This window comes from Bradyrhizobium jicamae, from assembly GCF_018130215.1.
Classification (GTDB): domain Bacteria; phylum Pseudomonadota; class Alphaproteobacteria; order Rhizobiales; family Xanthobacteraceae; genus Bradyrhizobium; species Bradyrhizobium jicamae_A.
In genome coordinates, this window is the sequence record NZ_JAFCKQ010000048.1 from 1 (window position 1) to 21660 (window position 21660).

A 21660-nucleotide genomic window follows, 5' to 3' on the forward strand; every position below is an offset into this window, starting at 1 on the left:
AAAGCACGGGGGTAGGACCACAGGTGTAACCGGGAACAACCCGGCTTTCCCTGCGCGATGGGTTACGGCTTATACGTGCTCTCCCCGGCGAGACTGGGCTCTTTTGTCACCGCTTTCGCAAAGATGCTTGCGCACGCTTCACGAGAGGACACCTGCCACCAGGGCGTCAGGCCTGCACGATTTCGCCGTCCGCTACATGCGCTCTCGTCAGTCACGCACGCAACGTCCACCGCATCCCACCACCACGTTCGTGACGATCGCGAGCGCCCCTCGAGCGGGTGAGACGAGAGAACTCATACACCGAGTCGACCATACTGATAAACCGAAATATTTTCACCGCGAGGGCTTGCGCCGTCGGGCAAATCAGTGGCAGGGGCGCCGTCGGCTGGCTAACAGGTTGCCGTTGGCAATGGTCGAAGAGACCTCTTGTTATGCGCCAGACGGCGACATCACTGGCGCGCCAAAATTGTTGCCAACGACTTCGCGAGTGAATGCCTAGCTGTGAAGTTGCGAATTGAGGCCGTCCCAATTCGGTGTACGCCTGGTTGCCTCTAGAGCGCCGCTCTGGGAATTACGACGAAAAAGAAGACCCTTCTGGCCCGAGAGTTCCTTAGCTTTCAGCACTCGGCCATCTTCCAGACGGATGCGCGCGCCTGCCGTGACGTAACAGCCCGCTTCGACGATACAATCGTCACCCAAGGAAATGCCGATACCGGCGTTGGCTCCGATCAGGCAGCGCTCACCAACCGTAATCCTCTCTTTCCCTCCTCCGGACAGAGTGCCCATGATCGACGCTCCGCCTCCAACGTCGCTGCCGCTTCCCACAACGACACCGGCGCTGATCCGGCCTTCCACCATGCAGGGACCCAGCGTACCCGCATTGAAATTGCAAAAGCCTTCATGCATGACGGTTGTGCCCGGAGCGAGGTAAGCTCCAAGCCTTACACGGTCCGCATCTGCAATTCTCACGTCGGCAGGCGTCACATAGTCAGTCATGCGCGGAAACTTGTCCACGCCTGCCACCTCAAACGCGACAGCACGCTTTCGCGCTGCGAGCCGCGCTTCCGCTACTTGAGAGCATTCACAGGGACCGAGTGTCGTCCAGGCAACGTTAGGTAAAAGACCGAAAATTCCTTCAAGGTTCAGGCAATTGGGCTGGACGAGCCGGTGGCTCAGTAGATGGAGTCGAAGATATGCGTCGTGCACATCAGTCGGCGCAGATGCAAGGGAGTCGATTTCTGTACGAATGGAAACGATGTCGACATTGCGGATGTCGTCGTGTCGCGCATATCCGTCTGCCGACTCGCCCAGCGATCTGTTGATCTCGTCACTCGTCAGCCGCACCGTTGCCGCCTTGTCGGCCTCCACGACCAGGCCCAGCCGAAGAAACCAGGAATCCAACACGCGACCATCAGCGGTAATTGTCGCAAATCCCTCGCCGCTCGCGCCCTTCAGTTCCATCGTCATTCTAATTTCTCACGCTACCGTCCTGCACGTAGTGCATACGCGAGTTCTCGTAGAAATGGCAACTTCCGGATCTCAAACACGCCCGGTTTGGGTCATGATGCGCGGGCCGAACGATCGCTGACGGCCACTTCCCGGTCATGCACTGCAGCAATGTCAAGATTTTCGAACAAGCCCGGCCGCGCCGGCGCTAATCTCCTGGTGGGCAGCGGAGGGTTACGCCTGTGTCTGCATCGACGGCACATCGGAAGACTGGCAGGGGAATTCGCGGGAAAATCGCCGTTGCAGTCGGACTTGCTCTAAGTCAGGCCGCGGCAGCAGCACCCCCCGATAACCCGAATCCCGCGCTTGTCCCATGGTTTGAAAGCCTGAAGCAACCAGGCACCGGTGCGCCGTGCTGCTCGATTGCGGATTGCCGAACGGTAGAGTTCCGACAGGACCGGGACGGCTATGAGGTATTGATCGACGGTCGCTGGAAGATGTCGTCTCCATTCTGGCTGCGGGTCCCGTCGAACAGGATCATCGACAAGACCGAAAACCCGACGAACCGCGCCGTGGTCTGTTTCACGCCTGAGGCCGGCATTCTCTGTTTCGTGCGTCCACCCGAAAGCTAGTCAATGCCGCCGCGGCTTACCGTGCACGACTATCGATATTCCGCGTCTATCTCGCAAAATCCGGCTGCCAATGCCGCAGTTCGCGCGCGGCGTAGGTGACCGCGCCGATCGTCGTGTAGGACGGCGTCTCCAGCATCATGTTGCGCGCGAGCTTGAGACTGCGCGCCTCGCAGATCGCGCGCTGCTTCTCGTCTGCGATCCATTCGAAATCGATGTTGTGTGCGAGGCCAAGGATGCGGCGGATGATCTTCGCCGCGGCGAAGCCGACCGTGTCCTGGAACAGACGTGCCATGTAGGCCTGCCGCTCGGCCTCCAGACGCGCGGCGCCTGCTTCGCCCGCGAACAGGGATGCCGGATAGCCGTCGCCTTTCGCCTCGCTGCGCCACAGCACCAGGAATTTCCTGGAGAACTCGTTCCAGACGCCCTCGACCGCCTCGAGCACCCAGGCCTCGAACGAGGCCCGCTCGCCGGGTGAGCGTTCATGGCCGGCGGAGGCAAGGAAGGCCATGATGAGATTGCCGATGACCGCGCCGATATCGAAGCCCATCGGACCGTAGAATGCGAATTCGGGATCGATCACCTTGGTCTCGCTCTCGGTCACCATGATCGAGCCGGTGTGCAGGTCGCCATGAACAAGCGCCTCAGGGCTTGCCATGAATTTCAGCTTCAGCCTGGAGATCGCGACATGCAGATCGAGGTCCCCGCGGAAGGCGGCGGCGGTGGCATCGAGCCAGGGCGCGGTCCAGCGGTTCTGCTCGGCGATCCGGTAGGGATCGGTGAAGATCAGGTCCTCGGTGATCTTGCATAGCGCATGGTTACCGGCGAATGCCGCGATCCCATCCTTCTTCTCTGCGGCCGAGAGCGCCAGATCGGACGAGAAGAACAGCGTCTGCGCCAGGAAGGTCGAGATATCCTCGACGAAGCGTGGATAGCCGACAGCGCCGATCAGGCCCTTGCGCATGATGATGTGCGGCTCGAGCAGCTCCATCGCGGTGAGCGCCAGCGGCCCGTCATGATGCAGCACGGCGGGCACGAGCCTCGGTGCCAGCCGCGCCTGGTGCACCAGCGCCAAATGCTCGTAATGGGCGCGCGATAGCGGCAGCGGCCAGCTCTCGCCGACCAGGCGCACATAGGGCAGTGCCTGCTTGACCGCGATCCCGCCGCGCGGTCCCTTGACGATGAAGACGAGGTTGAGATTGCCGTCGCCGACCTCGCTGATGGACCAGTCACCCGCCGCGCCGCCGAGTTGCGAGACGATGGCGGGCAGTCCGGCGAGGTAACCCCTGAGGTCGGCTTCCCGCAGGATTCGATAAGGGCTCTGCCCGGAGGTCGGTTGCGCCTGCAGGTCCATCTTGGTCATCTCCTCACACGTCCCGAGGCGAGGTTGATCCTCACTCCCGTTCCAGGAAATTCGAGCCGATGTCGGCCTTCTTCCTGATCGGATCATAGTCGCAGTAGACACTGTCCGCGACCAGCGTGTAGCTCGCGCTGATGATGTCCTTGTCGACCTTGACCGAGTTCAAGCCGATCACCGCGGTCTTCTGGCCGCCGTTCCATTTGAACGGCGTGGTGCTCTTGGCCTGCTCGCAGGCCGCGACCGCGTCGGCGAAGACCGAGCTCTCGACAAAGGCCTGCACGGTGCGGAGCCGGGTGAAGAGCTTCCAGGAGATGTAGAACGATCCGGCGAGGCCGGCGGCGAGCAGCACGAAAAGGACGATCGCGATCCGCTGAAAATTCATTCGTCTCCCCCAAAATACCTGACGCTTCTAGAACGGCATCCCCATCAATTTCGACAGCCGCTCGATCGAGAGATAGCCGGCATAGTAAGCCCACATTCCGATCGCGAAGATCACGGCCGAGAGCAGCGTGGTCCAGAGCAGCTTGCGTCCCATCCGCGCCAGCACCGGCGCACCGGGATCGGTGCCGGGCGCACCGACGCCCTCCTCCTGCTGGCTGCGCACGCCGAACGGCAGCGTCAGGAACAGCACGACCCACCAGAGGACGAAGTAGATCGCAAGGGAGGTGGAGATCTGGTACGCCATGCGGCCTCAGGCCTGCTCGATCTCGACCAGGGCGCCGGAGAAGTCCTTGGGGTGGAAGAACAGCACCGGCTTGCCGTGGGCGCCGGTCTTCGGCTGGCCGTCGCCGAGCACCCGCGCGCCGTCGGCGATCAGCCGGTCGCGGGCCGCGATGATGTCGGGGACGTCGTAGCAGACGTGGTGGATGCCGCCGTCGGCGTTGCGCTCGACGAACTTGGCGATCGGCGAGGCGTCGCCGAGCGGCTCGATGAACTCGATCTTGGTGTTCGGCAGCGTCACGAACACGGTGATCACGCCATGTTCCGGCAGCGGCACGGCGTCGGAAATCTCGGCATTGAAGGCTGAGCCGTAGATCTTCGCGGCCTTTTTGGCGTCCTTGACCGCGATCGCGACGTGATTGAGCCGGCCCAGCATGCTTCTCTCCCCTGTCATTTTGCTCGCGAGGTGCGCGTCAGACCGTCAGAACGTGCACGAGGCAGATCGGCTTCTTGCCCCATTGCTCGTTCAGCGCCGCCCGCACCGCGCGACGCACCGATTCCGCGAGGGCATCCGGATCGCGCCGTCGCGGCCGCGGCAGGCCCTCGACGGTCGATACCACCACATCGAACACGATGTCGTCGAGCAATTCGCCTGCCGCATTCTTCTCCGGCATGCCGACGAGATCAACCTCGGGATCGTCGGCGAGTTCGCCCTGCTCGGTCATCGCGATGGCGACGAAGGCGCAACCGGCAAAGGCCATCCGCCGCCGTTCCACCACGGCGCGCGACTTGGCGTCCTCGAGGATGGTTCCATCCTTGTAGAGCCGCCCGGCCGGCAGTTCGTCGATGATGCCGGGCTCCCCGGGGCCGAGCCTGACCAGGTCGCCATTGCGACAGGTCAAGACCTTCGGCACACCAGTGGCGCGCGCCAGCTTGGCATGCTCGGAAAGGTGCAGCGCCTCGCCATGCACGGGGATCAGGAGCTGCGGCCGCACCCAGGAGATCATGTCGCGCAATTCGTCGCGGCGCGGATGGCCGGAGACGTGCACCAGATGGTCGCGGTCGGTGATGACCTCGACGCCCTGGGTCACCAGCCCGTTGATGATGCCGCCGACCGCCTTCTCGTTGCCCGGAATGGTGCGGGACGAGAAGATCACGGTGTCGCCCTTGTTGAGCGTCACCTGCGGATGATCGTCATTGGCAATCCGCGCCAGCGCGGCGCGCGGCTCGCCCTGGCTACCGGTGCACAGCGCCAGCACCTTGTCCGGCGGAAGATGGCCGTAGACGTCGAGGCTGCGGAATTTCTGCCGGCTGTCGAGATAGCCGCATTCGCGCGCCACCTGGACCACCCGCTCCATGGCGCGGCCAACCACCACCACCTCGCGGTCCGCCGCCATCGCGGCATCGGCTACGGCCTTCACGCGCCCGACATTCGAGGCAAAAGTGGTGACCGCGACCCGGCCCTTGGCCGCCCCGACCAGCTTCTTGATGGTGGCGGCAACCTCTGTTTCCGATGGCGAGCGGCCGTCGCGCACCGCATTGGTGGAATCGCCGACCAGCGCCAGCACGCCGGCATCGCCCAACTCGCGCAGCCGCCGTTCGTCGGTCGGCAGGCCGACCAGCGGGGTCGGATCGATCTTCCAGTCGCCGGTGTGCAGCACGGTGCCGACATCGGTCTTGATCGCGAGCGCGTGCGATTCCGGAATCGAGTGCGCGACCGGGATGAATTCGACGTTGAACGGGCCGATGTCGACGCGGCCGCCCGATCGGATCACGGTGATCGGGATCTTTGGCGGATTGCGCTCGGCGGCGCATTTGGCCTCGAACAGCGCGGCGCTGAACTGTGTCGCGTAGATCGGGCAACCGAGCTTCGGCCAGAGATCGATGATGGCGCCGAAATGGTCCTCGTGGGCGTGGGTCAGCACCAGGCCCATCAGATTGTTGCGTTCCTTCTCGAGGAAGCGGATGTCGGGCATGATCAGGTCGATGCCCGGCAGATGCTCCTCGTCGCCGAAGGAGACGCCGAGATCGACCGCAAGCCACGCCCGCTGATGACGGTTGCCGAGGCCGTAGATCGACAGGTTCATGCCGATCTCACCGACGCCGCCGAGCGGCGCAAAGGTCAATTCGTCCGGGCGCGCCATCAGCCGGCCCTCACGGATGCGGCGCTGCCGAAATAGACTTCGCCGGCGGTCACGGGCATGCGCCGGCCATCGGCGGTGCGGACGATCAGGCAGCCGGCATCGTCGATGGTGTCGAAGGTGCCTTCCAGCGCCGTGGTGCCGGTCTGGACCGCCACCTTCTCGCCAAGGCCGGCGGCCCGTTCGAGCCAGAGCCGGCGCAGATCGGTGAAGCCGCGACCATTGTCCCAGATGCCGCGAAACTCGACCCAGGCGTCCGACAGCGCGGTAAACAGCTCCTCGGCCGCGATCTGGACGCCGAGGGCGGCAAGCGACACCGCCGGTGTCGGTGTGCCCTCGGGCGCGGCCACGACATTGGTGCCGATCCCGACGACGACGGCGAGGCGGTCGCCGACCGCCTCGGCCTCCAGCAGGATGCCCGAGAGCTTCTTGCCGTCGGCCAGCACGTCATTCGGCCATTTCAGGGTGTATTTCGGGCTGCCCGGGCCGAGCCGCAGCGCAGCCTCGATGCTGACCTTCCGGAGCGCGGCCTCCAGAGCGAGGCCGGCCGCAAAGCCCAGCATCGCTGCGACTGCCGGCGCAACGTCGATCACCTCGAGCACAGTGCTGGCAAGATTGCCGCGCGGCGCGACCCAGGCGCGCTGCCGCCGTCCCCGTCCCGCCGTCTGCTCCGGCGTCACGAACCACGTCGGATCCCGCTCGCCGTCGCGGGCGCGCGCGAGCGCCTCAGCATTGGTCGAGCCGATCCGGTCGAAGGCGGCGAGCTTGAAGCCCGCCGCTATGGCTCGGGGTCCGAGCGTGAAGGTCATACCGAGGTTATGCGCATGATCCGTTGCGAAAGCCAGCCTCCACTGTCCGGAATCACGCGCATCAGAACAGCGATTTCGCAGCGGCCGAGGCGGCGCTGACCAGCGGGCCGGGATAGGCCCAGTAGAAGACGGTGAAGATACCGGCAAACGCCAGGACGGTGCGCAACTCGATCCGCATCGGGTCGAGCTTGCCGAGCGGCTGATCGAAATACATCACCTTGACGATCGACAGATAGTAGAACGCGCCCACCACGCTGGTCACCACGCCGATCACCGCGAGCGTGAACAGATTGGCCTTGATCGCGGCGACGAACACGTACCACTTGGCGAAGAAGCCCGCGAGCGGCGGCACGCCGGCCAGCGAGAACAGCACCATCGCGAAGAAGAAGGCGAGCAGCGGGTTGGTGCGCGAAAGGCCGGCAAAATCGCTGATCTGCTCGACCGCGTGGCCGTCGCGCTTCATGGCGAGGATGATCGAGAACGAGGCAAGCGTCATCGCGACATAGATCGCGATGTAGACCAGCACGCCCTGCGCACCCTCGACCGTGCCGGACGCAAGGCCGACCAGGGCAAAGCCCATGTGGCCGATCGACGAGTAGGCCATCAGCCGCTTGATGTTGGTCTGGCCGATCGCCGCGAACGAGCCGAGCGCCATCGAGGCGATCGAAACGAACACCAGGATCTGCTGCCACTGCGTCACGATGCCGGGGAATGCGGTCAACGTCGCACGCGTGAACACCGCGAGTGCCGCGACCTTCGGGGCGGAGGCGAAGAATGCCGTCACCGGCGTCGGCGCGCCCTCATAGACGTCGGGCGTCCACATGTGGAATGGCACCGCCGAGACCTTGAAGCAGAGTCCGGCGAGCAGGAAGACCAGGCCGAACACGATGCCCACGCTGCCCGTGGTCGCGGCCGCGGCAATGCCGGCGAAGCTGACGGTGCCGGTGAAGCCGTAGATAAGCGAAGCGCCGTAGAGCAGCATGCCCGACGACAGAGCGCCGAGGACGAAATACTTCAGGCCGGCCTCGCTGGACTTGGCGTTGTCGCGCTGGCTCGCCGCCACGACGTAAAGCGCAAGGCTCATCAGCTCGAGGCCGAGATAGAGCGAGATCAGGTCGCCGGCCGAGATCAGCACCAGCATGCCGAGCGTCGACAGCAGCACCAGGATGGCGAACTCGAAATTGCGGTTCGAGGGCTGGGACAGGAATTCCGTCGCCAGGATCAGTGTCGCACCCGAGCCGATCAGGGCCAGGATCTTCAGGAAGCGGGCGAAGTCGTCGACGATGAAGCTGCCGCCGAAGGTGATGAGCTTGCCGGCCGGCAGCCACAGCTCCAGCACGCCGGTCAGGACCAGGAGACAGACCGCAAGCGCCGCGACGAGCCGGGTCGTTCCCTGCCCGCGATAGGCTCCGATCATCAACAGCACCATCGCGCCGACCGCGAGCACCAGCTCCGGCAGCACCGGCTGCAACTGATAACCTGCACTGGAAAAGCTCATGGGCTGAGGCCTTATTGGACGACCAACGACGCTGCCTTCACGGCAGTCACGGCGGTATTGTAATTGTTGACGATCTGCTGCACCGAGGCCGCCGACATGTCGAGCACCGGCTTCGGATAGACACCGAACAGGATGGTCAGCGCGACCAGCGGGAACAGCGTCAGGCATTCGCGGTAGGTGAGATCCTTCATGCTCATCAGTGCCGGCTTGACCAGCGCCCCGAACACGATCTTGCGGTAGAGCCAGAGCGCATAGCCCGCCGACAGGATCACGCCCGTGGTGGCGAAGAACACCGTCGGCAGCGACACCTTGAAGGTGCCGAGCAGCGTCATGAACTCGCCGATGAAGCCGGAGGTGCCGGGCAGACCGACATTGGCCATGGTGAAGACCATGAACACCAGCGCATAGAGCGGCATCCGGTTGACGAGGCCGCCATAGGCCGCGATCTCGCGGGTGTGCATGCGGTCGTAGACGATGCCGACGCAGAGGAACAGCGCGCCCGAGACGATGCCGTGCGAGATCATCTGGAACATGCCGCCGGCGACGCCCTGCGTCGTCACCGCGAAGATGCCCATGGTGACGAAGCCCATATGCGCGACCGAGGAGTACGCGATCAGCTTCTTCATGTCCTCCTGCATCAGCGCCACCAGCGAGGTGTAGATGATGGCGATGACCGAGAGCGTGAACACGAACGGCGCGAAGTCGTGCGAGGCCAGCGGGAACATCGGCAACGAGAAGCGCAGGAAGCCGTAGCCGCCCATCTTCAGCAGGATCGCGGCCAGGATCACCGAGCCCGCGGTCGGCGCCTCGACGTGCGCGTCGGGCAGCCAGGTGTGCACCGGCCACATCGGCATCTTCACCGCGAACGAGGCGAAGAAGGCCAGCCACGCCCAGGTCTGCAGTCCGCGCGGCACCGCGGTGTGCATCAGGGTCGGGATGTCGGTGGTGCCGGCGTTCCAGTACAGCGCCATGATGGCGAGCAGCATCAGCACCGAGCCGAGCAGCGTGTAGAGGAAGAACTTGAACGAGGCATAGACCCGCCGCGGACCGCCCCAGACGCCGATGATCAGGAACATCGGGATCAGGCCACCCTCGAAGAACAGATAGAACAGCACGAGGTCGAGCGCCGAGAAGGTGCCGACCATCAGCGTTTCCAGGATCAGGAACGCCATCATGTATTCGCTGACGCGGCTCGTGATCGCCTTCCAGCTCGCGATGATGCAGAACGGCATGATCGCGGTGGTCAGGATGATCAGCGGCAGCGAAATGCCGTCGATGCCCATGTGATAGTTGATGCCGGTGGCGAGCCAGGACGTCTTCTCGACGAACTGGAAGTCGCTCGAGGCCGGGTCGAAGCGCGCGACGAGGATCAGCGAGGCCGCGAAGGTCACAACCGTGACCCAGAACGCGGTCCAGCGTGCCGTTTTGCTGGCGGTCTCATCACCGCCCCGAGCCATCAGATAGATCAGGATGGCGCCGAAGGCCGGCAGGAAGGTGACGACGGATAGGATTGGCCAGGTTGTCATTACTGGCCTCCCAAGCCGAACATGAACCAGGTGATCAATCCGGCGGCCCCGATCAGCATCGCGAAGGCGTAGTGATAGAGGTAGCCGGTCTGCAACTTGACGACGTTGCGGGTGACGTCGAGCACGCGGGCCGAGACGCCGTCGGGACCCAACCCGTCGATGACGAAGCCGTCGCCCTTCTTCCAGAGCTGGTAGCCGATCCACTTGGCGGGGCGCACGAAGATCAGGTCGTACAGCTCGTCGAAGTACCATTTGTTGAGCAGGAACTGGTACAGCATCGGCTGCTGCTTCGCGAGTTCGACCGGCAGATACGGCCTGCGGATGTAGAACATGTAGGAGACGAACAGGCCGAGCACCATCATCACGGTCGGCAGCGGCGCGAGCCAGCCCGGAATCTCCTCCATGCCTTCGAGGATATGCGGGTTCATCTTGACGGATTCGCGGAAGAACTCCTCGACGCCGTGCGGGCTGACGAACAGCTCCTTGAACGGGAAACCGGAAAGGATCGAGCCCGCCGCGAGCACGCCGATCGGGACAAGCATCCACATCGGGCTCTCATGCGCCGCCTCGTAATGCTCCTGGTCGTGCGGCTCGCCGAAGAAGGTCTTGAAGATCAGGCGCCACGAATAGAACGAGGTCAGGCCGGCGGCCGCGACCGTCAAGAGGTAGGCGTAGACCGCGAACGGGTTGTGCGCGGCATAGGCCGACTCGATGATCGCATCCTTGGAGAAGTAGCCGGCGAACAGCGGGAAGCCGGTCAGCGCCAGCGTGCCGACGCACATCACCGCAAACGTGTACGGGATCTTGCGCCACAGGCCGCCCATGTTGCGGATGTCCTGCTCGTGATGCATCGCATAGATAACCGAGCCCGACCCCAGGAACAGCAGCGCCTTGAAGAAGGCGTGAGTGAACAGATGGAACATGCCGACCGAATAGGCCCCCGCTCCCATCGCCACGAACATGTAGCCGAGCTGCGAACAGGTCGAATAGGCGACGATCCGCTTGATGTCGTTCTGCACGAGGCCGACGGTTGCGGCGAAGAACGCCGTGGTCGCTCCGAAGAACATCACCACCGCCTGCGCGGTCGGTGACAGCTCGAACAGCGGCGACAGCCGCGCCACCATGAAGACGCCGGCGGTCACCATGGTCGCGGCGTGGATCAGCGCCGACACCGGGGTCGGGCCTTCCATCGCGTCCGGCAACCAGGTGTGCAGCAGGAACTGCGCCGACTTGCCCATCGCGCCCATGAACAGCAGGCAGCAGGTCAGGGTCATTGCGTCGGCCTGCCAGCCGAAGAAGTCGATGGTCTTGCCGGTGAGGCCCGGCGCGGCATGGAAGATGGTCTCGAAGTCGGTCGAGCCGATCAGCGCGAAGACCGCGAAGATGCCGAGCGCGAAGCCGAAATCGCCGACGCGGTTGACCACGAAGGCCTTGATCGCGGCGGCATTCGCCGACGGCTTCTGGTACCAGAAGCCGATCAGCAGATAGCTCGCGAGGCCCACGCCCTCCCAGCCGAAGAACAGCTGCACCAAATTGTCGGCCGTCACCAGCATCAGCATCGCGAAGGTGAACAGCGAGAGATAGCCGAAGAAGCGCGGCCGGTACGGATCCTCGTCCATGTAGCCGATGGAATAGAGGTGGACCAGCGAGGACACCGTGTTGACCACGACCAGCATGACGGCGGTCAGCGTGTCGACCCGCAGGGTCCAGGACACCTGGAGGTCGCCAGAGTTGATCCAGGGCAGCAGCACGACACGGGCGTCGTGGTGCATGAAGCCGACATCGACCAGCGTGAACCAGGACAGTGCCGCCGACACGAACAGCAGGCCGGTGGTGATCAGTTCGGCCAGCCGCGAGCCGGCCGCGGCCGGCTCGGAGACGTGGTGGTCATCGTGGCCATGATCGTCATGGGCGTGATCGTCATGCCCGTGATCGTCGTGAGCGACGGCTGCATGGGCGTCGCCGTGCGCGTCGTCGTGGTGATCGACGGTATCGCCGCTCGGGTTGCGCGCATGCGCACCGGCCAGCGAGATGATCCCTGCGAGGATGGCGCCCAGCAGAGGCAGGAAAACGATTGCCTGTATCATTGCTGGACTAGCCCTTCATCAGATTGACGTCTTCAACCGCGATCGAGCCGCGGTTGCGGAAATAGGTCACCAGCACGGCGAGGCCGATCGCGGCCTCGGCCGCGGCCACCGTCAGCACCAGGAGCGCAAACACCTGGCCCACGATGTCGCCGAGGAAGGTCGAGAAAGCCACCAGGTTGATGTTGACCGAGAGCAGGATCAGTTCGATCGACATCAGGATGACGATGATGTTCTTGCGGTTGAGGAAGATGCCGAGGATCCCGAGCGTGAACAGGATCGCGCCGACCGCCAGATAGTGCCCGAGCCCGATCGTCATTTCACCCACTCCGCCGCGTCGGCGTCCTGAAGGCCCTGCCCCGACGCCACCTTGCGCAGCGCCATCGCCAGTTCGGGCGTGCGCGCGTTCTGCACGTTGATGTTCTGCCGCTTGACCTTCGCCTTGTGGCGCAGCGTCAGCACGATGGCGCCGATCATCGCAACCAGCAGCACCATGCCCGCGAGCTGGAAGTAATAGACGTACTTCGTATAGAGCACGAGGCCGAGCGCCTCGGTGTTGCTGACATTGGTCGGGATCGCCGCCGTGATGGTCTTGGCGACCTTCGGGTTGATCACCCAGGCGCCGACCACGAGCAAGAGCTCGAACATGAAGATGCCGCCGATCACGATTCCGATCGGCAGGTACTGGATGAAGCCCTCGCGCAGCTCGACGAAATCGACGTCGAGCATCATGATCACGAACAGGAACAGCACCGCGACCGCGCCGACATAGACCACGATCAGCATCATGCCGAGGAATTCGGCGCCCATCAGGATGAACAGCCCGGCGGCGTTGACGAACGCCAGGATCAGGAACAGCACGGAGTGCACGGGATTGCGCGAGACGATCACCATGACCGCCGACGCCACGCAGACGGTGGCAAACAGATAGAAGAACAGCGCCGGAAGGATCATGCCCTCACCTCACCGGTACGGCGCGTCGAGCGCGATCGACTTCGCAATCTCGCGCTCCCAGCGGTCGCCATTGGCGAGCAGCTTGGCCTTGTCATAGAACAGCTCCTCGCGGGTCTCGGTCGCGAACTCGAAATTCGGGCCCTCGACGATGGCGTCCACCGGGCAAGCCTCCTGGCACAGCCCGCAATAGATGCACTTCACCATGTCGATGTCGTAGCGCACGGTGCGGCGGGTGCCGTCGTTGCGGCGCGGACCGGCCTCGATCGTGATCGCCTGCGCGGGGCAGATCGCCTCGCAAAGCTTGCAGGCGATGCAGCGTTCCTCGCCGTTCGGATAGCGGCGCAACGCGTGCTCGCCGCGGAAGCGCGGCGAGATCGGGCCCTTCTCGAAGGGATAGTTCAGCGTCGGCTTCGGCTTGAAGAAATAGCGCATGGCGAGGACGAACGCCGATACGAATTCCGACAGGAGCAGCGAGCGGGCGGTTGCGTTGACATTGACACTCATGACGGCCTCACTTCGGCGCGATGCCGGCGAATTGCAGCACAGCGGCCACGATCACCACCATCGCCAGCGACAGCGGCAGGAACACCTTCCAGCCGAGCCGCATCAGTTGATCGTAGCGGTAGCGCGGCACGATCGCCTTCGCCATCGCGAACAGGAAGAACATGAAGAACACCTTCAGGGCGAACCACACGATGCCCGGGATCCAGGTGAACGGCGGCAGCGCCACCGGCGGCAGCCAGCCGCCCAGGAACATGATCGTCGCCAGCGCGCACATCGTGGTGATCGCGACATACTCGCCGAGCATGAACAGCAGATACGGCGTCGAGCCGTATTCGGTCATGAAGCCCGCGACCAGTTCGGATTCGGCTTCCACGAGGTCGAACGGCGGACGGTTGGTTTCCGCCAGCGACGAGACGTAGAACACCACGAACATCGGGAACAGCGGCCAGACATACCAGTTCAGGATGGTGAGCTGCGGCAGGCCGATCAGGCTGCCGATCCCTCGGGTGTTCTGCGCCTCCACCACGGCCGACAGGTTCAGCGAGCCGACGCAGAGCAGCACCGTGATGATCACGAAGCCGATCGAGACCTCGTAGGACACCATCTGCGCCGCCGAGCGCAGCGCGGCCAGGAACGGATATTTCGAGTTCGACGACCAGCCGGCCATGATGATGCCGTAGACCGACAGCGAGGAGATCGCGAAGATGTAGAGGACGCCGACATTGATGTCCGAGATCACCCAGCCGAGATCCATCGGGATCACGGCCCAGGCGGCGAGCGCCAGGATGCAGGACACCAGTGGCGCCAGCAGGAACACGCCCTTGTTGGCGCTGTCAGGGATGGTCGGCTCCTTCAGCACGAACTTCAGCAGATCGGCGAAGGATTGCAGCAGTCCGAACGGCCCGACCACGTTGGGGCCGCGGCGGATCTGCACCGCCGCCCAGATCTTGCGGTCGGCGAGCAGGATGTAGGCGATCGCGATCAGGAGCACGACCAGCACCAGCAGGCTCTCCGCGACCATGATGATCAGCGGCCAGAGGAAGCCGGTCCAGAACGAGCTTGCGAAGAATTCAGCCATCAGGTCACGCTCACTCCGCTGCCGTCAGCATTCGGCCCGACGCCAGCCGCGAGCATTCCGCCATCACGGCAGAGGCCCGCGCGATCGGGTTGGTCAGATAGAAATCCTCGACTGTCGCCTTGAACGCCGCCTTGTCGACGCTGCCGCCCTTGCCCGCCAGCGCCTTGACCTGGTCGGCCGTGCCGGCCTCGATCTGGTCGAGCCGCATCAGATGCGGATGCGCCCTGAAGATCGCCTGGCGCAGCGCCTGCAGCGAGTCGAACGGCAGCTTCCTGCCGAGCACGTCGGACAGCGCGCGGATGATCGCCCAGTCCTCGCGGGCCTCGCCCGGCGGGAACGCGGCGCGGCTTGCCATCTGCACCCGCCCCTCGGTGTTGACGAAGATGCCGGACTTCTCGGTGTAGGCGGCGGCCGGCAGGATGACGTCGGCACGATGCGCGCCGCGGTCGCCATGGGTGCCGATGTAGACGACGAAGGTGCCGTCCGGCACGGTGACCTCGTCGGCGCCGAGCAGGAACAGCACGTCGAGCGTGCCGAACGTGGTCATCTGCGGCGCCGTCAGGCTGCCGGCCGAGGCGGCAAAGCCGATGTCCAGCGCGCCGGCGCGCGAGGCCGTGTCCTGCAACACCGCAAAGCCGTTCCAGCCGTCCTTGAGCGCTCCGACATCGACGGCGAGCTTGGCCGCCTGGGCCAGCACCGCGGCACCGTCATGCCGTGTATAGGCACCGGCGCCGACCAGGATGATCGGATGCTTGGCGTTCTTGAGCACGTCAGCGAAGGAATGCTTGCCGGCGACGAGATCGGCCAGCGTGTCGGTGCCGGCGCCGAGATAGTCGTGGGGATAGGTGAATTCCGCCTTGGCGCCGATCAGGCCGACCTTGAGCCCGCCGCTCCGCCACCGCTTGCGGATCCGCGCATTCAGCACGGCCGCTTCCTTGCGCGGATGCGAGCCGATGATCAGCAGCGCATCGGCCTGGTCGATCCCTGTAATCGCCGGGTTGAAGATGTACGAGCCGCGGCCGGCCTTCGGATCGAAGGCGTCGCCGCCCTGCACAGCCAGATTGGCCGAGCCGAACTTCGCAAGCAGCTCCTTCAGCGCAAACATCTCCTCGACCGCGGCGAGATCGCCGGCGATGGCGCCGATCCGCTTGCCGTCGCTGCGGCCGGTCCTGGCGGCGATCGCGGCAAACGCTTCCTGCCACGAGGCCTGCTTGAGCTGGCCGTTCTCGCGCACATAGGGTCGGTCGAGGCGCTGCGTGCGCAGGCCATCGACGACGTGGCGCGTCTTGTCGGAGATCCACTCCTCGTTAACAGCCTCGTTGATGCGCGGCAGGATGCGCATCACCTCGCGGCCGCGGGTGTCGACGCGGATCGCGGATCCGACGCCGTCCATGACATCGACCGACTGCGTCTTGCCGAGTTCCCAGGGCCTCGCCGCGAAAGCATAGGGCTTCGAGGTCAGCGCGCCGACCGGGCAGATGTCGACGAGATTGCCCTGCAGCTCCGAGGAGAGCGCGGACTCCAGATAGGTGGTGATCTCCATGTCCTCGCCGCGGCCGGTCGCACCCATTTCCGGCGCGCCGCACACCTCGGCGGAGAAGCGGACGCAGCGCGTGCACTGGATGCAGCGGTTCATCGAGGTCTTGACCAGCGCGCCGAGATACTTGTCCTCGACCGCCCGCTTGTTCTCGGCGAAGCGGCTGGTGTCGACACCATAGCCCATCGCCTGGTCCTGCAGATCGCACTCGCCGCCCTGGTCGCAGATCGGGCAGTCCAGCGGATGGTTGATCAGCAGGAACTCCATCACGCCTTCGCGCGCCTTCTTCACCATCGGTGAACGGGTCGAGATTTCCGGCGGCTCGCCCTTCGGGCCCGGACGGCAGTCGCGCACACCCCAGGCGCAGCTCGCCACCGGCTTCGGGCCGCCCTTCACCTCGACGAGGCACATCCGGCAATTGCCGGCGATCGACAGCCGCTCGTGATAGCAGAAGCGCGGAATCTCGGCGCCGGCCGCCTCGCACGCCTGCAGCAGCGTGTACTCCGGCGGCACATCGATCTCTTTGCCATCGATGATGATCTTGGTCATGTCTCTACTCCGCCGCGACCATGTGCACGGGATCACGCACGCCCTGATCGTCGAGATCGGCCTTGTGCGAATACTGGTCGATGCGCTCTTCAATTTCGTGACGGAAATGCGCGATCAGGCCCTGGATCGGCCAGGCGGCGGCGTCGCCGAGCGCGCAGATGGTGTGACCTTCGACCTGCTTGGTCACCTCGAGCAGCATGTCGATCTCGCGCTTGTGGGCGCGGCCCTCGGCCATGCGGGTCAGCACCCGCCACATCCACCCCGTACCCTCGCGGCACGGCGTGCACTGGCCGCAGCTCTCATGCTTGTAGAAATAGGAGATGCGCGCGATCGCCCGGATCAGGTCGGTCGACTTGTCCATCACGATCACGGCCGCGGTGCCGAGGCCGGAGCGCAGCTTGCTCAGGCTGTCGAAATCCATCGGCGTGTCGATGATCTGCTCGGCCGGCACCATGCGCACCGACGAACCGCCGGGGATGACCGCCTTCAGATTGCCCCAGCCGCCGCGGATGCCGCCGCAATGCTTGTCGATCAGCTCCCTGAACGGAATGCCCATCGCCTCTTCGACGTTGCAGGGACGCTCGACATGGCCGGAGACGCAGAACAGCTTGGTGCCGACATTGTTGGGCCGGCCGATGCTGGCGAACCAGGCAGCGCCGCGGCGCAGGATGTCGGGCGCGACCGCGATCGACTCGACGTTGTTCACGGTGGTCGGACAGCCATAGAGACCGACATTGGCCGGGAACGGCGGCTTCAGCCGCGGCTGGCCCTTCTTGCCTTCGAGGCTCTCGAGCAGCGCGGTTTCCTCGCCGCAGATATAGGCGCCGGCACCATGGGCGACGTAAAGGTCGAACGGCCAGCCGTTGACATTGTCCTTGCCGATCAGCCTGGCGTCATAGGCCTGGTCGATCGCGGCCTGCAGATGCTCGCGCTCGCGGATGAACTCGCCGCGGACATAGATGTAGCAGGCTTGCGCGCCCATCGCGAAGCTCGCGAGCAGGCAGCCCTCGACGAGGAGATGCGGATCATGCCGCATGATCTCGCGGTCCTTGCAGGTGCCGGGCTCGGACTCGTCGGCGTTGACGACGAGGTAGCTCGGGCGGCCATCCTTGGATTCCTTCGGCATGAAGGACCACTTCATGCCGGTCGGAAAGCCGGCTCCGCCGCGGCCGCGCAGGCCGGACGCCTTCATCTCGTTGATGATCCAGTCGCGGCCCTTGTCGATGATCCCCTTGGTGCCGTCCCAGGCACCGCGGCGGCGCGCGCCCTCGAGCCCCCAGTCATGGAGGCCGTAGAGGTTCTTGAAGATGCGATCCTTGTCGGCGAGCATTCTCAAAACTTTCCGAGCATCAACGGTTGAGTTGGGAGTAACGCATCAGGTGGTTTCCTTCAGCGTGGTCGGTCCACCGGCCGGCGCCGAGAACTGGCGGTCGATCTGCGGGCCGGGCTTCGGCGGATTGCCGGCGGCAAAGCCGTCGAGCACCTTGCCGAAGCTCTCCTTGGTCAGGTCCTCATAGGTGTCCTTCCAGATCAGGACCATCGGTGCGTTCACGCAGGCGCCGAGGCACTCGACCTCCTCCCACGAGAAGTTGCCGTCCCTCGACAGCTGGAACGGATCGTGATGGATGCGATGCTGGCACACCTCGATCAGGTCGGCAGCGCCGCGCAGCCGGCACGGCGTGGTGCCGCAGACCTGCACATGCGCCTTCTTGCCGACCGGCGAGAGCTGGAACATGGTGTAGAAGGTTGCGATCTCCAGCATGCGGATGTGCGGCATCTCCAGGAGGTCGGCAACGGCGCGGATCGCAGCCTCCGAAACCCAGCCGTCGTGCTGCTCCTGGACGCGCCAGAGGATCGCGATCGCCGCCGAGGCCTGGCGGCCGGGCGGATATTTCGTGATTTCCTTCTTCGCCCAAGCGAGATTCTCGTCCGTGAACGTGAAGCTCGCGGGTTGCAGTTCCTTCGGGGCAAGGCGGCGGACGGACATCGTTCAAACTCTCATTGCACGCGGTGCGGATGCTGACATCATCACCGGTCGACTTCACCGAACACGATGTCGAGCGAGCCGAGGATGGCGGAAACGTCGGCGAGCAGATGACCACGGCAGATGTGATCCATCGCCTGGAGGTGGGCAAAGCCCGGCGCGCGGATCTTGCACTTGTAGGGCTTGTTGGAGCCGTCGGCGACGAGATAGACGCCGAACTCGCCCTTCGGCGCCTCGACCGCGGCGTAGACCTCGCCGGCCGGCACGTGCACGCCCTCGGTGTAGAGCTTGAAGTGGTGGATGAGGGCTTCCATCGAGCGCTTCATCTCGCCGCGGCGCGGTGGCGCGATCTTGTTGTCCTCGACCACGACCGGCCCCTGCCCGTCGGGCGCCTTCAGTTTCTCGATGCACTGCTTCATGATCCGCACCGACTGGCGCATCTCTTCCATGCGGATCAGATAGCGGTCGAAACAGTCGCCGTTCTTGCCGATCGGAACGTCGAAATCCATCTCGGCGTAGCACTCATAGGGCTGCGACTTGCGCAGGTCCCACGCGGCACCCGAGCCGCGCACCATCACGCCGGAGAAGCCCCACTCCCAGGCCTCCTTGAGCGGCACCACGCCGATGTCGACGTTACGCTGCTTGAAGATACGGTTGCCGGTGAGCAGCGTGTCGAGGTCCTGGACCACCTGGAGGAACGGATCGCACCACGCCTCGATGTCGTCGATCAGCTTCGGCGGCAGGTCCTGGTGCACGCCGCCGACGCGGAAGAACGCCGCGTGCATGCGTGAGCCGGAGGCACGCTCGTAGAACACCATCAGCTTCTCGCGCTCCTCGAAGCCCCACAGCGGCGGGGTCAGCGCGCCGACGTCCATCGCCTGCGTCGTGACGTTGAGCAGATGGGAGAGGATCCGGCCGATCTCGCAATAGAGCACGCGGATCAATTGGCCGCGGCGCGGTACGGTGATGCCGAGCAGCTTCTCCGCCGCGAGGCAGAATGCGTGCTCCTGGTTCATCGGCGCGACGTAGTCGAGCCGGTCGAAATACGGAATCGCCTGCAGATAGGTCTTGTGCTCGATCAGCTTCTCGGTGCCGCGGTGCAAGAGGCCGATATGCGGATCGACGCGCTCGACGACTTCGCCGTCGAGCTCGAGCACGAGACGCAAGACGCCGTGAGCGGCAGGATGCTGCGGCCCGAAATTGATGGTGAAGTTGCGAAGGTTTTGCGGCTGTTCATTCATGGCTTCGGCTCCGCCTTGGCCTTCTCGTCACCGGGCAGCGGATAGTCCGCGCCTTCCCAGGGCGAGAGGAAATCGAACTTGCGGAATTCCTGGTTGAGCCTGACCGGCTCGTACACCACCCGCTTCTCCTGGTCGTCGTAGCGGACCTCGACGAAGCCTGTGAGCGGGAAATCCTTGCGCAGCGGGTGGCCGTCGAAACCGTAGTCGGTCAGCAGGCGCCGCATGTCGGGATGGCCGGTGAAGATCACGCCGTAGAGATCGTAGGTCTCGCGCTCGAACCAGTCGGCGCCCGGCAGGACGCTGATGATCGAGGGCACCTGCGTGGTCTCGTCGGCCTCGCCGCGCAGGCGGATGCGCGTGTTCAGCACCGGCGACAGCAGATGATAGACCACGTCGAAGCGCTTCTCGCGGCCGGGATAGTCGACCGCGGTCACGTCGGTGATGTTGACGAAGCGGCAGTTGGGGTCGTCACGCAGGAAGGTGACGACATCGATGATCCTGCCGATCTCGACATCGATGGTGAGTTGGTTGAACGCGACCGAGTGCGCGACCGCCGCGCCCGGAAGCGCGCTCACGATCGTCTGCCCAAGGGCGTCGAGCTTGCCGTCGTCCATGACGTAGAACCTTAGCGTTCGATGGTGCCGATGCGGCGGATCTTCTTCTGCAACAGCAGCACGCCGTATAGCAGTGCTTCCGCCGTGGGCGGGCAGCCCGGCACGTAGATGTCGATCGGAACGATGCGATCGCAGCCGCGCACCACCGAGTAGGAATAGTGGTAGTAGCCGCCGCCATTGGCGCAGGAGCCCATCGAGATGACATAGCGCGGCTCCGGCATCTGGTCGTAGACCTTGCGCAGCGCGGGCGCCATCTTGTTGGTCAGGGTGCCCGCGACGATCATCACGTCGGACTGCCGCGGCGAGGCACGCGGCGCAAAGCCGAAGCGCTCGACGTCGTAGCGTGGCATCGACACCTGCATCATCTCGACTGCGCAGCAGGCGAGACCGAAGGTCATCCACATCAGGGAGCCGGTGCGCGCCCAGGTGATGAGATCGTCGGCGGCCGCCACGAAGAAGCCCTTGTCGGACAGTTCGTGGTTGACCTCGAGGAAGAACGGATCATTTGCGCCGACCGGCTTGCCGGTCGACGGATCGAGGATGCCCGTCGGCGCCTGCGCGATCGCCGGCTGCGAGGGTGCGGAGCTCAATCCCATTCGAGCGCGCCTTTCTTCCATTCATAAGCAAATCCGACCGTCAGCACGGCCAGGAACACCATCATCGACCAGAACCCGGCGGCGCCGAGCTTTCCGAACGCCACCGCCCAGGGGAACAGGAACGCCACTTCGAGGTCGAAGATGATGAAGAGGATCGCCACCAGATAGAAGCGGACGTCGAACTTCATGCGGGCGTCGTCAAATGCGTTGAATCCGCATTCATAGGCGGACAGCTTTTCCGGGTCCGGCGACTGGAACGCGACCAGGAACGGCGCGATCAGGAGCGCCAGCCCGATCAGGCTGGCGACCCCGACAAAGACCACGAGCGGGAGGTAATTCTGCAGGATGCCGGTCATCGGCGAGGCCTTCTCGCTGCGGGTTCGGATAAGCCGCAGATTCGTTGATTGGAATTGTTCTTGAGGCTTTAGCGCAGCGCAACAGGGGGCGCAA

At 64.4% G+C, this 21660-nt stretch carries 22 protein-coding genes; all 22 read right to left on the reverse strand.

Going from position 1 to position 21660, the window contains the following annotated elements:
• Positions 1-495: 495 nt before the first annotated feature.
• A complete protein-coding gene (dapD, locus tag JQ586_RS32845) occupies positions 496-1467 on the reverse strand; it encodes a 2,3,4,5-tetrahydropyridine-2,6-dicarboxylate N-succinyltransferase (RefSeq protein ID WP_212398791.1) in 972 nt (323 codons plus the stop codon).
• Positions 1468-1912: 445 nt separating this feature from the next.
• Complete coding sequence (locus JQ586_RS41230; RefSeq protein ID WP_283815509.1) at positions 1913-2047, reverse strand: hypothetical protein; 135 nt, start codon at positions 2045-2047, stop codon at positions 1913-1915.
• Between the two features lie 77 nt (positions 2048-2124).
• The gene (mtnK, locus tag JQ586_RS32850; protein ID WP_212398841.1) at positions 2125-3429 is read right to left on the reverse strand and encodes an S-methyl-5-thioribose kinase; all 1305 of its coding nucleotides are present in this window, start codon (positions 3427-3429) and stop codon (positions 2125-2127) included.
• 40 nt (positions 3430-3469) lie between these two features.
• Complete coding sequence (locus JQ586_RS32855) at positions 3470-3817, reverse strand: hypothetical protein (RefSeq protein WP_212398792.1); 348 nt, start codon at positions 3815-3817, stop codon at positions 3470-3472.
• 27 nt (positions 3818-3844) lie between these two features.
• Entirely contained in the window at positions 3845-4120 is a 276-nt protein-coding gene (locus JQ586_RS32860) for a DUF1467 family protein (protein WP_212398793.1), read from the reverse strand.
• Between the two features lie 6 nt (positions 4121-4126).
• Positions 4127-4531, reverse strand: a complete 405-nt coding sequence (mce, locus tag JQ586_RS32865; RefSeq protein ID WP_212398794.1) for a methylmalonyl-CoA epimerase — start codon at positions 4529-4531, stop codon at positions 4127-4129.
• Between the two features lie 37 nt (positions 4532-4568).
• Positions 4569-6239 carry a ribonuclease J gene (locus JQ586_RS32870; RefSeq protein ID WP_212398795.1) on the reverse strand — a complete coding sequence of 557 codons (1671 nt, stop codon included), beginning with the start codon at positions 6237-6239 and terminating at the stop codon, positions 4569-4571.
• Positions 6239-7045, reverse strand: coding sequence for a biotin--[acetyl-CoA-carboxylase] ligase (locus JQ586_RS32875; protein WP_212398796.1), 807 nt, complete (start codon positions 7043-7045; stop codon positions 6239-6241). The genes JQ586_RS32870 and JQ586_RS32875 overlap by 1 nt, the downstream gene beginning before the upstream one ends.
• 61 nt (positions 7046-7106) lie before the next feature.
• Positions 7107-8543 (reverse strand): NADH-quinone oxidoreductase subunit NuoN, encoded by a 1437-nt coding sequence (gene nuoN / locus JQ586_RS32880; RefSeq protein WP_212398797.1) that lies wholly within the window; start codon positions 8541-8543, stop codon positions 7107-7109.
• Positions 8544-8554: 11 nt separating this feature from the next.
• Positions 8555-10069, reverse strand: a complete 1515-nt coding sequence (locus tag JQ586_RS32885; protein WP_212398798.1) for an NADH-quinone oxidoreductase subunit M — start codon at positions 10067-10069, stop codon at positions 8555-8557.
• Entirely contained in the window at positions 10069-12156 is a 2088-nt protein-coding gene (gene nuoL / locus JQ586_RS32890) for an NADH-quinone oxidoreductase subunit L (protein ID WP_212398799.1), read from the reverse strand. Before nuoL ends, JQ586_RS32885 begins: the two co-directional genes overlap by 1 nt.
• A gap of 7 nt (positions 12157-12163) precedes the next feature.
• The gene (nuoK, locus tag JQ586_RS32895; RefSeq protein WP_212398800.1) at positions 12164-12472 is read right to left on the reverse strand and encodes an NADH-quinone oxidoreductase subunit NuoK; all 309 of its coding nucleotides are present in this window, start codon (positions 12470-12472) and stop codon (positions 12164-12166) included.
• Positions 12469-13107, reverse strand: coding sequence for an NADH-quinone oxidoreductase subunit J (locus JQ586_RS32900; RefSeq protein WP_212398801.1), 639 nt, complete (start codon positions 13105-13107; stop codon positions 12469-12471). Before JQ586_RS32900 ends, nuoK begins: the two co-directional genes overlap by 4 nt.
• A gap of 9 nt (positions 13108-13116) precedes the next feature.
• Positions 13117-13611, reverse strand: coding sequence for an NADH-quinone oxidoreductase subunit NuoI (gene nuoI, locus JQ586_RS32905; protein ID WP_212398802.1), 495 nt, complete (start codon positions 13609-13611; stop codon positions 13117-13119).
• Positions 13612-13618: 7 nt separating this feature from the next.
• A complete protein-coding gene (gene nuoH / locus JQ586_RS32910; RefSeq protein ID WP_212398803.1) occupies positions 13619-14689 on the reverse strand; it encodes an NADH-quinone oxidoreductase subunit NuoH in 1071 nt (356 codons plus the stop codon).
• 10 nt (positions 14690-14699) lie between these two features.
• On the reverse strand, positions 14700-16775 hold the full coding sequence (gene nuoG / locus JQ586_RS32915) for an NADH-quinone oxidoreductase subunit NuoG (RefSeq protein WP_212398804.1): 2076 nt from the start codon (positions 16773-16775) through the stop codon (positions 14700-14702).
• Between the two features lie 4 nt (positions 16776-16779).
• On the reverse strand, positions 16780-18105 hold the full coding sequence (nuoF, locus tag JQ586_RS32920) for an NADH-quinone oxidoreductase subunit NuoF (protein WP_212398805.1): 1326 nt from the start codon (positions 18103-18105) through the stop codon (positions 16780-16782).
• 45 nt (positions 18106-18150) lie between these two features.
• Entirely contained in the window at positions 18151-18762 is a 612-nt protein-coding gene (nuoE, locus tag JQ586_RS32925) for an NADH-quinone oxidoreductase subunit NuoE (RefSeq protein ID WP_212398806.1), read from the reverse strand.
• A 41-nt stretch (positions 18763-18803) separates the two neighbouring features.
• A complete protein-coding gene (locus JQ586_RS32930; RefSeq protein ID WP_212398807.1) occupies positions 18804-20000 on the reverse strand; it encodes an NADH-quinone oxidoreductase subunit D in 1197 nt (398 codons plus the stop codon).
• Complete coding sequence (locus JQ586_RS32935) at positions 19997-20614, reverse strand: NADH-quinone oxidoreductase subunit C (protein WP_212398808.1); 618 nt, start codon at positions 20612-20614, stop codon at positions 19997-19999. Before JQ586_RS32935 ends, JQ586_RS32930 begins: the two co-directional genes overlap by 4 nt.
• 11 nt (positions 20615-20625) lie before the next feature.
• Positions 20626-21210, reverse strand: coding sequence for an NADH-quinone oxidoreductase subunit B family protein (locus JQ586_RS32940; RefSeq protein WP_212398809.1), 585 nt, complete (start codon positions 21208-21210; stop codon positions 20626-20628).
• Positions 21201-21566: an NADH-quinone oxidoreductase subunit A gene (locus tag JQ586_RS32945; protein ID WP_212398810.1), complete on the reverse strand. Its 366-nt coding sequence runs from the start codon at positions 21564-21566 to the stop codon at positions 21201-21203. The genes JQ586_RS32940 and JQ586_RS32945 overlap by 10 nt, the downstream gene beginning before the upstream one ends.
• Between the last annotated feature and the right edge of the window lie 94 nt (positions 21567-21660).

What these genes read in the sequence shown, in the direction of transcription:
- dapD (WP_212398791.1), bottom strand. Translation starts at nt 1,467, where the DNA reads ATGACGATGGAACTGAAGGGCGCGAGCGGCGAGGGATTTGCGACAATT.
- nuoG (WP_212398804.1), bottom strand. Translation starts at nt 16,775, where the DNA reads ATGACCAAGATCATCATCGATGGCAAAGAGATCGATGTGCCGCCGGAG.
- nuoF (WP_212398805.1), bottom strand. Translation starts at nt 18,105, where the DNA reads ATGCTCGCCGACAAGGATCGCATCTTCAAGAACCTCTACGGCCTCCAT.
- JQ586_RS32885 (WP_212398798.1), bottom strand. Translation starts at nt 10,069, where the DNA reads ATGACAACCTGGCCAATCCTATCCGTCGTCACCTTCCTGCCGGCCTTC.
- nuoN (WP_212398797.1), bottom strand. Translation starts at nt 8,543, where the DNA reads ATGAGCTTTTCCAGTGCAGGTTATCAGTTGCAGCCGGTGCTGCCGGAG.
- nuoL (WP_212398799.1), bottom strand. Translation starts at nt 12,156, where the DNA reads ATGATACAGGCAATCGTTTTCCTGCCTCTGCTGGGCGCCATCCTCGCA.
- JQ586_RS32900 (WP_212398801.1), bottom strand. Translation starts at nt 13,107, where the DNA reads ATGATCCTTCCGGCGCTGTTCTTCTATCTGTTTGCCACCGTCTGCGTG.
- JQ586_RS32860 (WP_212398793.1), bottom strand. Translation starts at nt 4,120, where the DNA reads ATGGCGTACCAGATCTCCACCTCCCTTGCGATCTACTTCGTCCTCTGG.
- JQ586_RS32945 (WP_212398810.1), bottom strand. Translation starts at nt 21,566, where the DNA reads ATGACCGGCATCCTGCAGAATTACCTCCCGCTCGTGGTCTTTGTCGGG.
- JQ586_RS32930 (WP_212398807.1), bottom strand. Translation starts at nt 20,000, where the DNA reads ATGAATGAACAGCCGCAAAACCTTCGCAACTTCACCATCAATTTCGGG.
- JQ586_RS32875 (WP_212398796.1), bottom strand. Translation starts at nt 7,045, where the DNA reads ATGACCTTCACGCTCGGACCCCGAGCCATAGCGGCGGGCTTCAAGCTC.
- JQ586_RS32940 (WP_212398809.1), bottom strand. Translation starts at nt 21,210, where the DNA reads ATGGGATTGAGCTCCGCACCCTCGCAGCCGGCGATCGCGCAGGCGCCG.
- JQ586_RS32855 (WP_212398792.1), bottom strand. Translation starts at nt 3,817, where the DNA reads ATGAATTTTCAGCGGATCGCGATCGTCCTTTTCGTGCTGCTCGCCGCC.
- JQ586_RS41230 (WP_283815509.1), bottom strand. Translation starts at nt 2,047, where the DNA reads ATGCCGGCCTCAGGCGTGAAACAGACCACGGCGCGGTTCGTCGGGTTT.
- nuoH (WP_212398803.1), bottom strand. Translation starts at nt 14,689, where the DNA reads ATGGCTGAATTCTTCGCAAGCTCGTTCTGGACCGGCTTCCTCTGGCCG.
- mtnK (WP_212398841.1), bottom strand. Translation starts at nt 3,429, where the DNA reads ATGGACCTGCAGGCGCAACCGACCTCCGGGCAGAGCCCTTATCGAATC.
- nuoE (WP_212398806.1), bottom strand. Translation starts at nt 18,762, where the DNA reads ATGTCCGTCCGCCGCCTTGCCCCGAAGGAACTGCAACCCGCGAGCTTC.
- nuoK (WP_212398800.1), bottom strand. Translation starts at nt 12,472, where the DNA reads ATGACGATCGGGCTCGGGCACTATCTGGCGGTCGGCGCGATCCTGTTC.
- mce (WP_212398794.1), bottom strand. Translation starts at nt 4,531, where the DNA reads ATGCTGGGCCGGCTCAATCACGTCGCGATCGCGGTCAAGGACGCCAAA.
- JQ586_RS32935 (WP_212398808.1), bottom strand. Translation starts at nt 20,614, where the DNA reads ATGGACGACGGCAAGCTCGACGCCCTTGGGCAGACGATCGTGAGCGCG.
- JQ586_RS32870 (WP_212398795.1), bottom strand. Translation starts at nt 6,239, where the DNA reads ATGGCGCGCCCGGACGAATTGACCTTTGCGCCGCTCGGCGGCGTCGGT.
- nuoI (WP_212398802.1), bottom strand. Translation starts at nt 13,611, where the DNA reads ATGAGTGTCAATGTCAACGCAACCGCCCGCTCGCTGCTCCTGTCGGAA.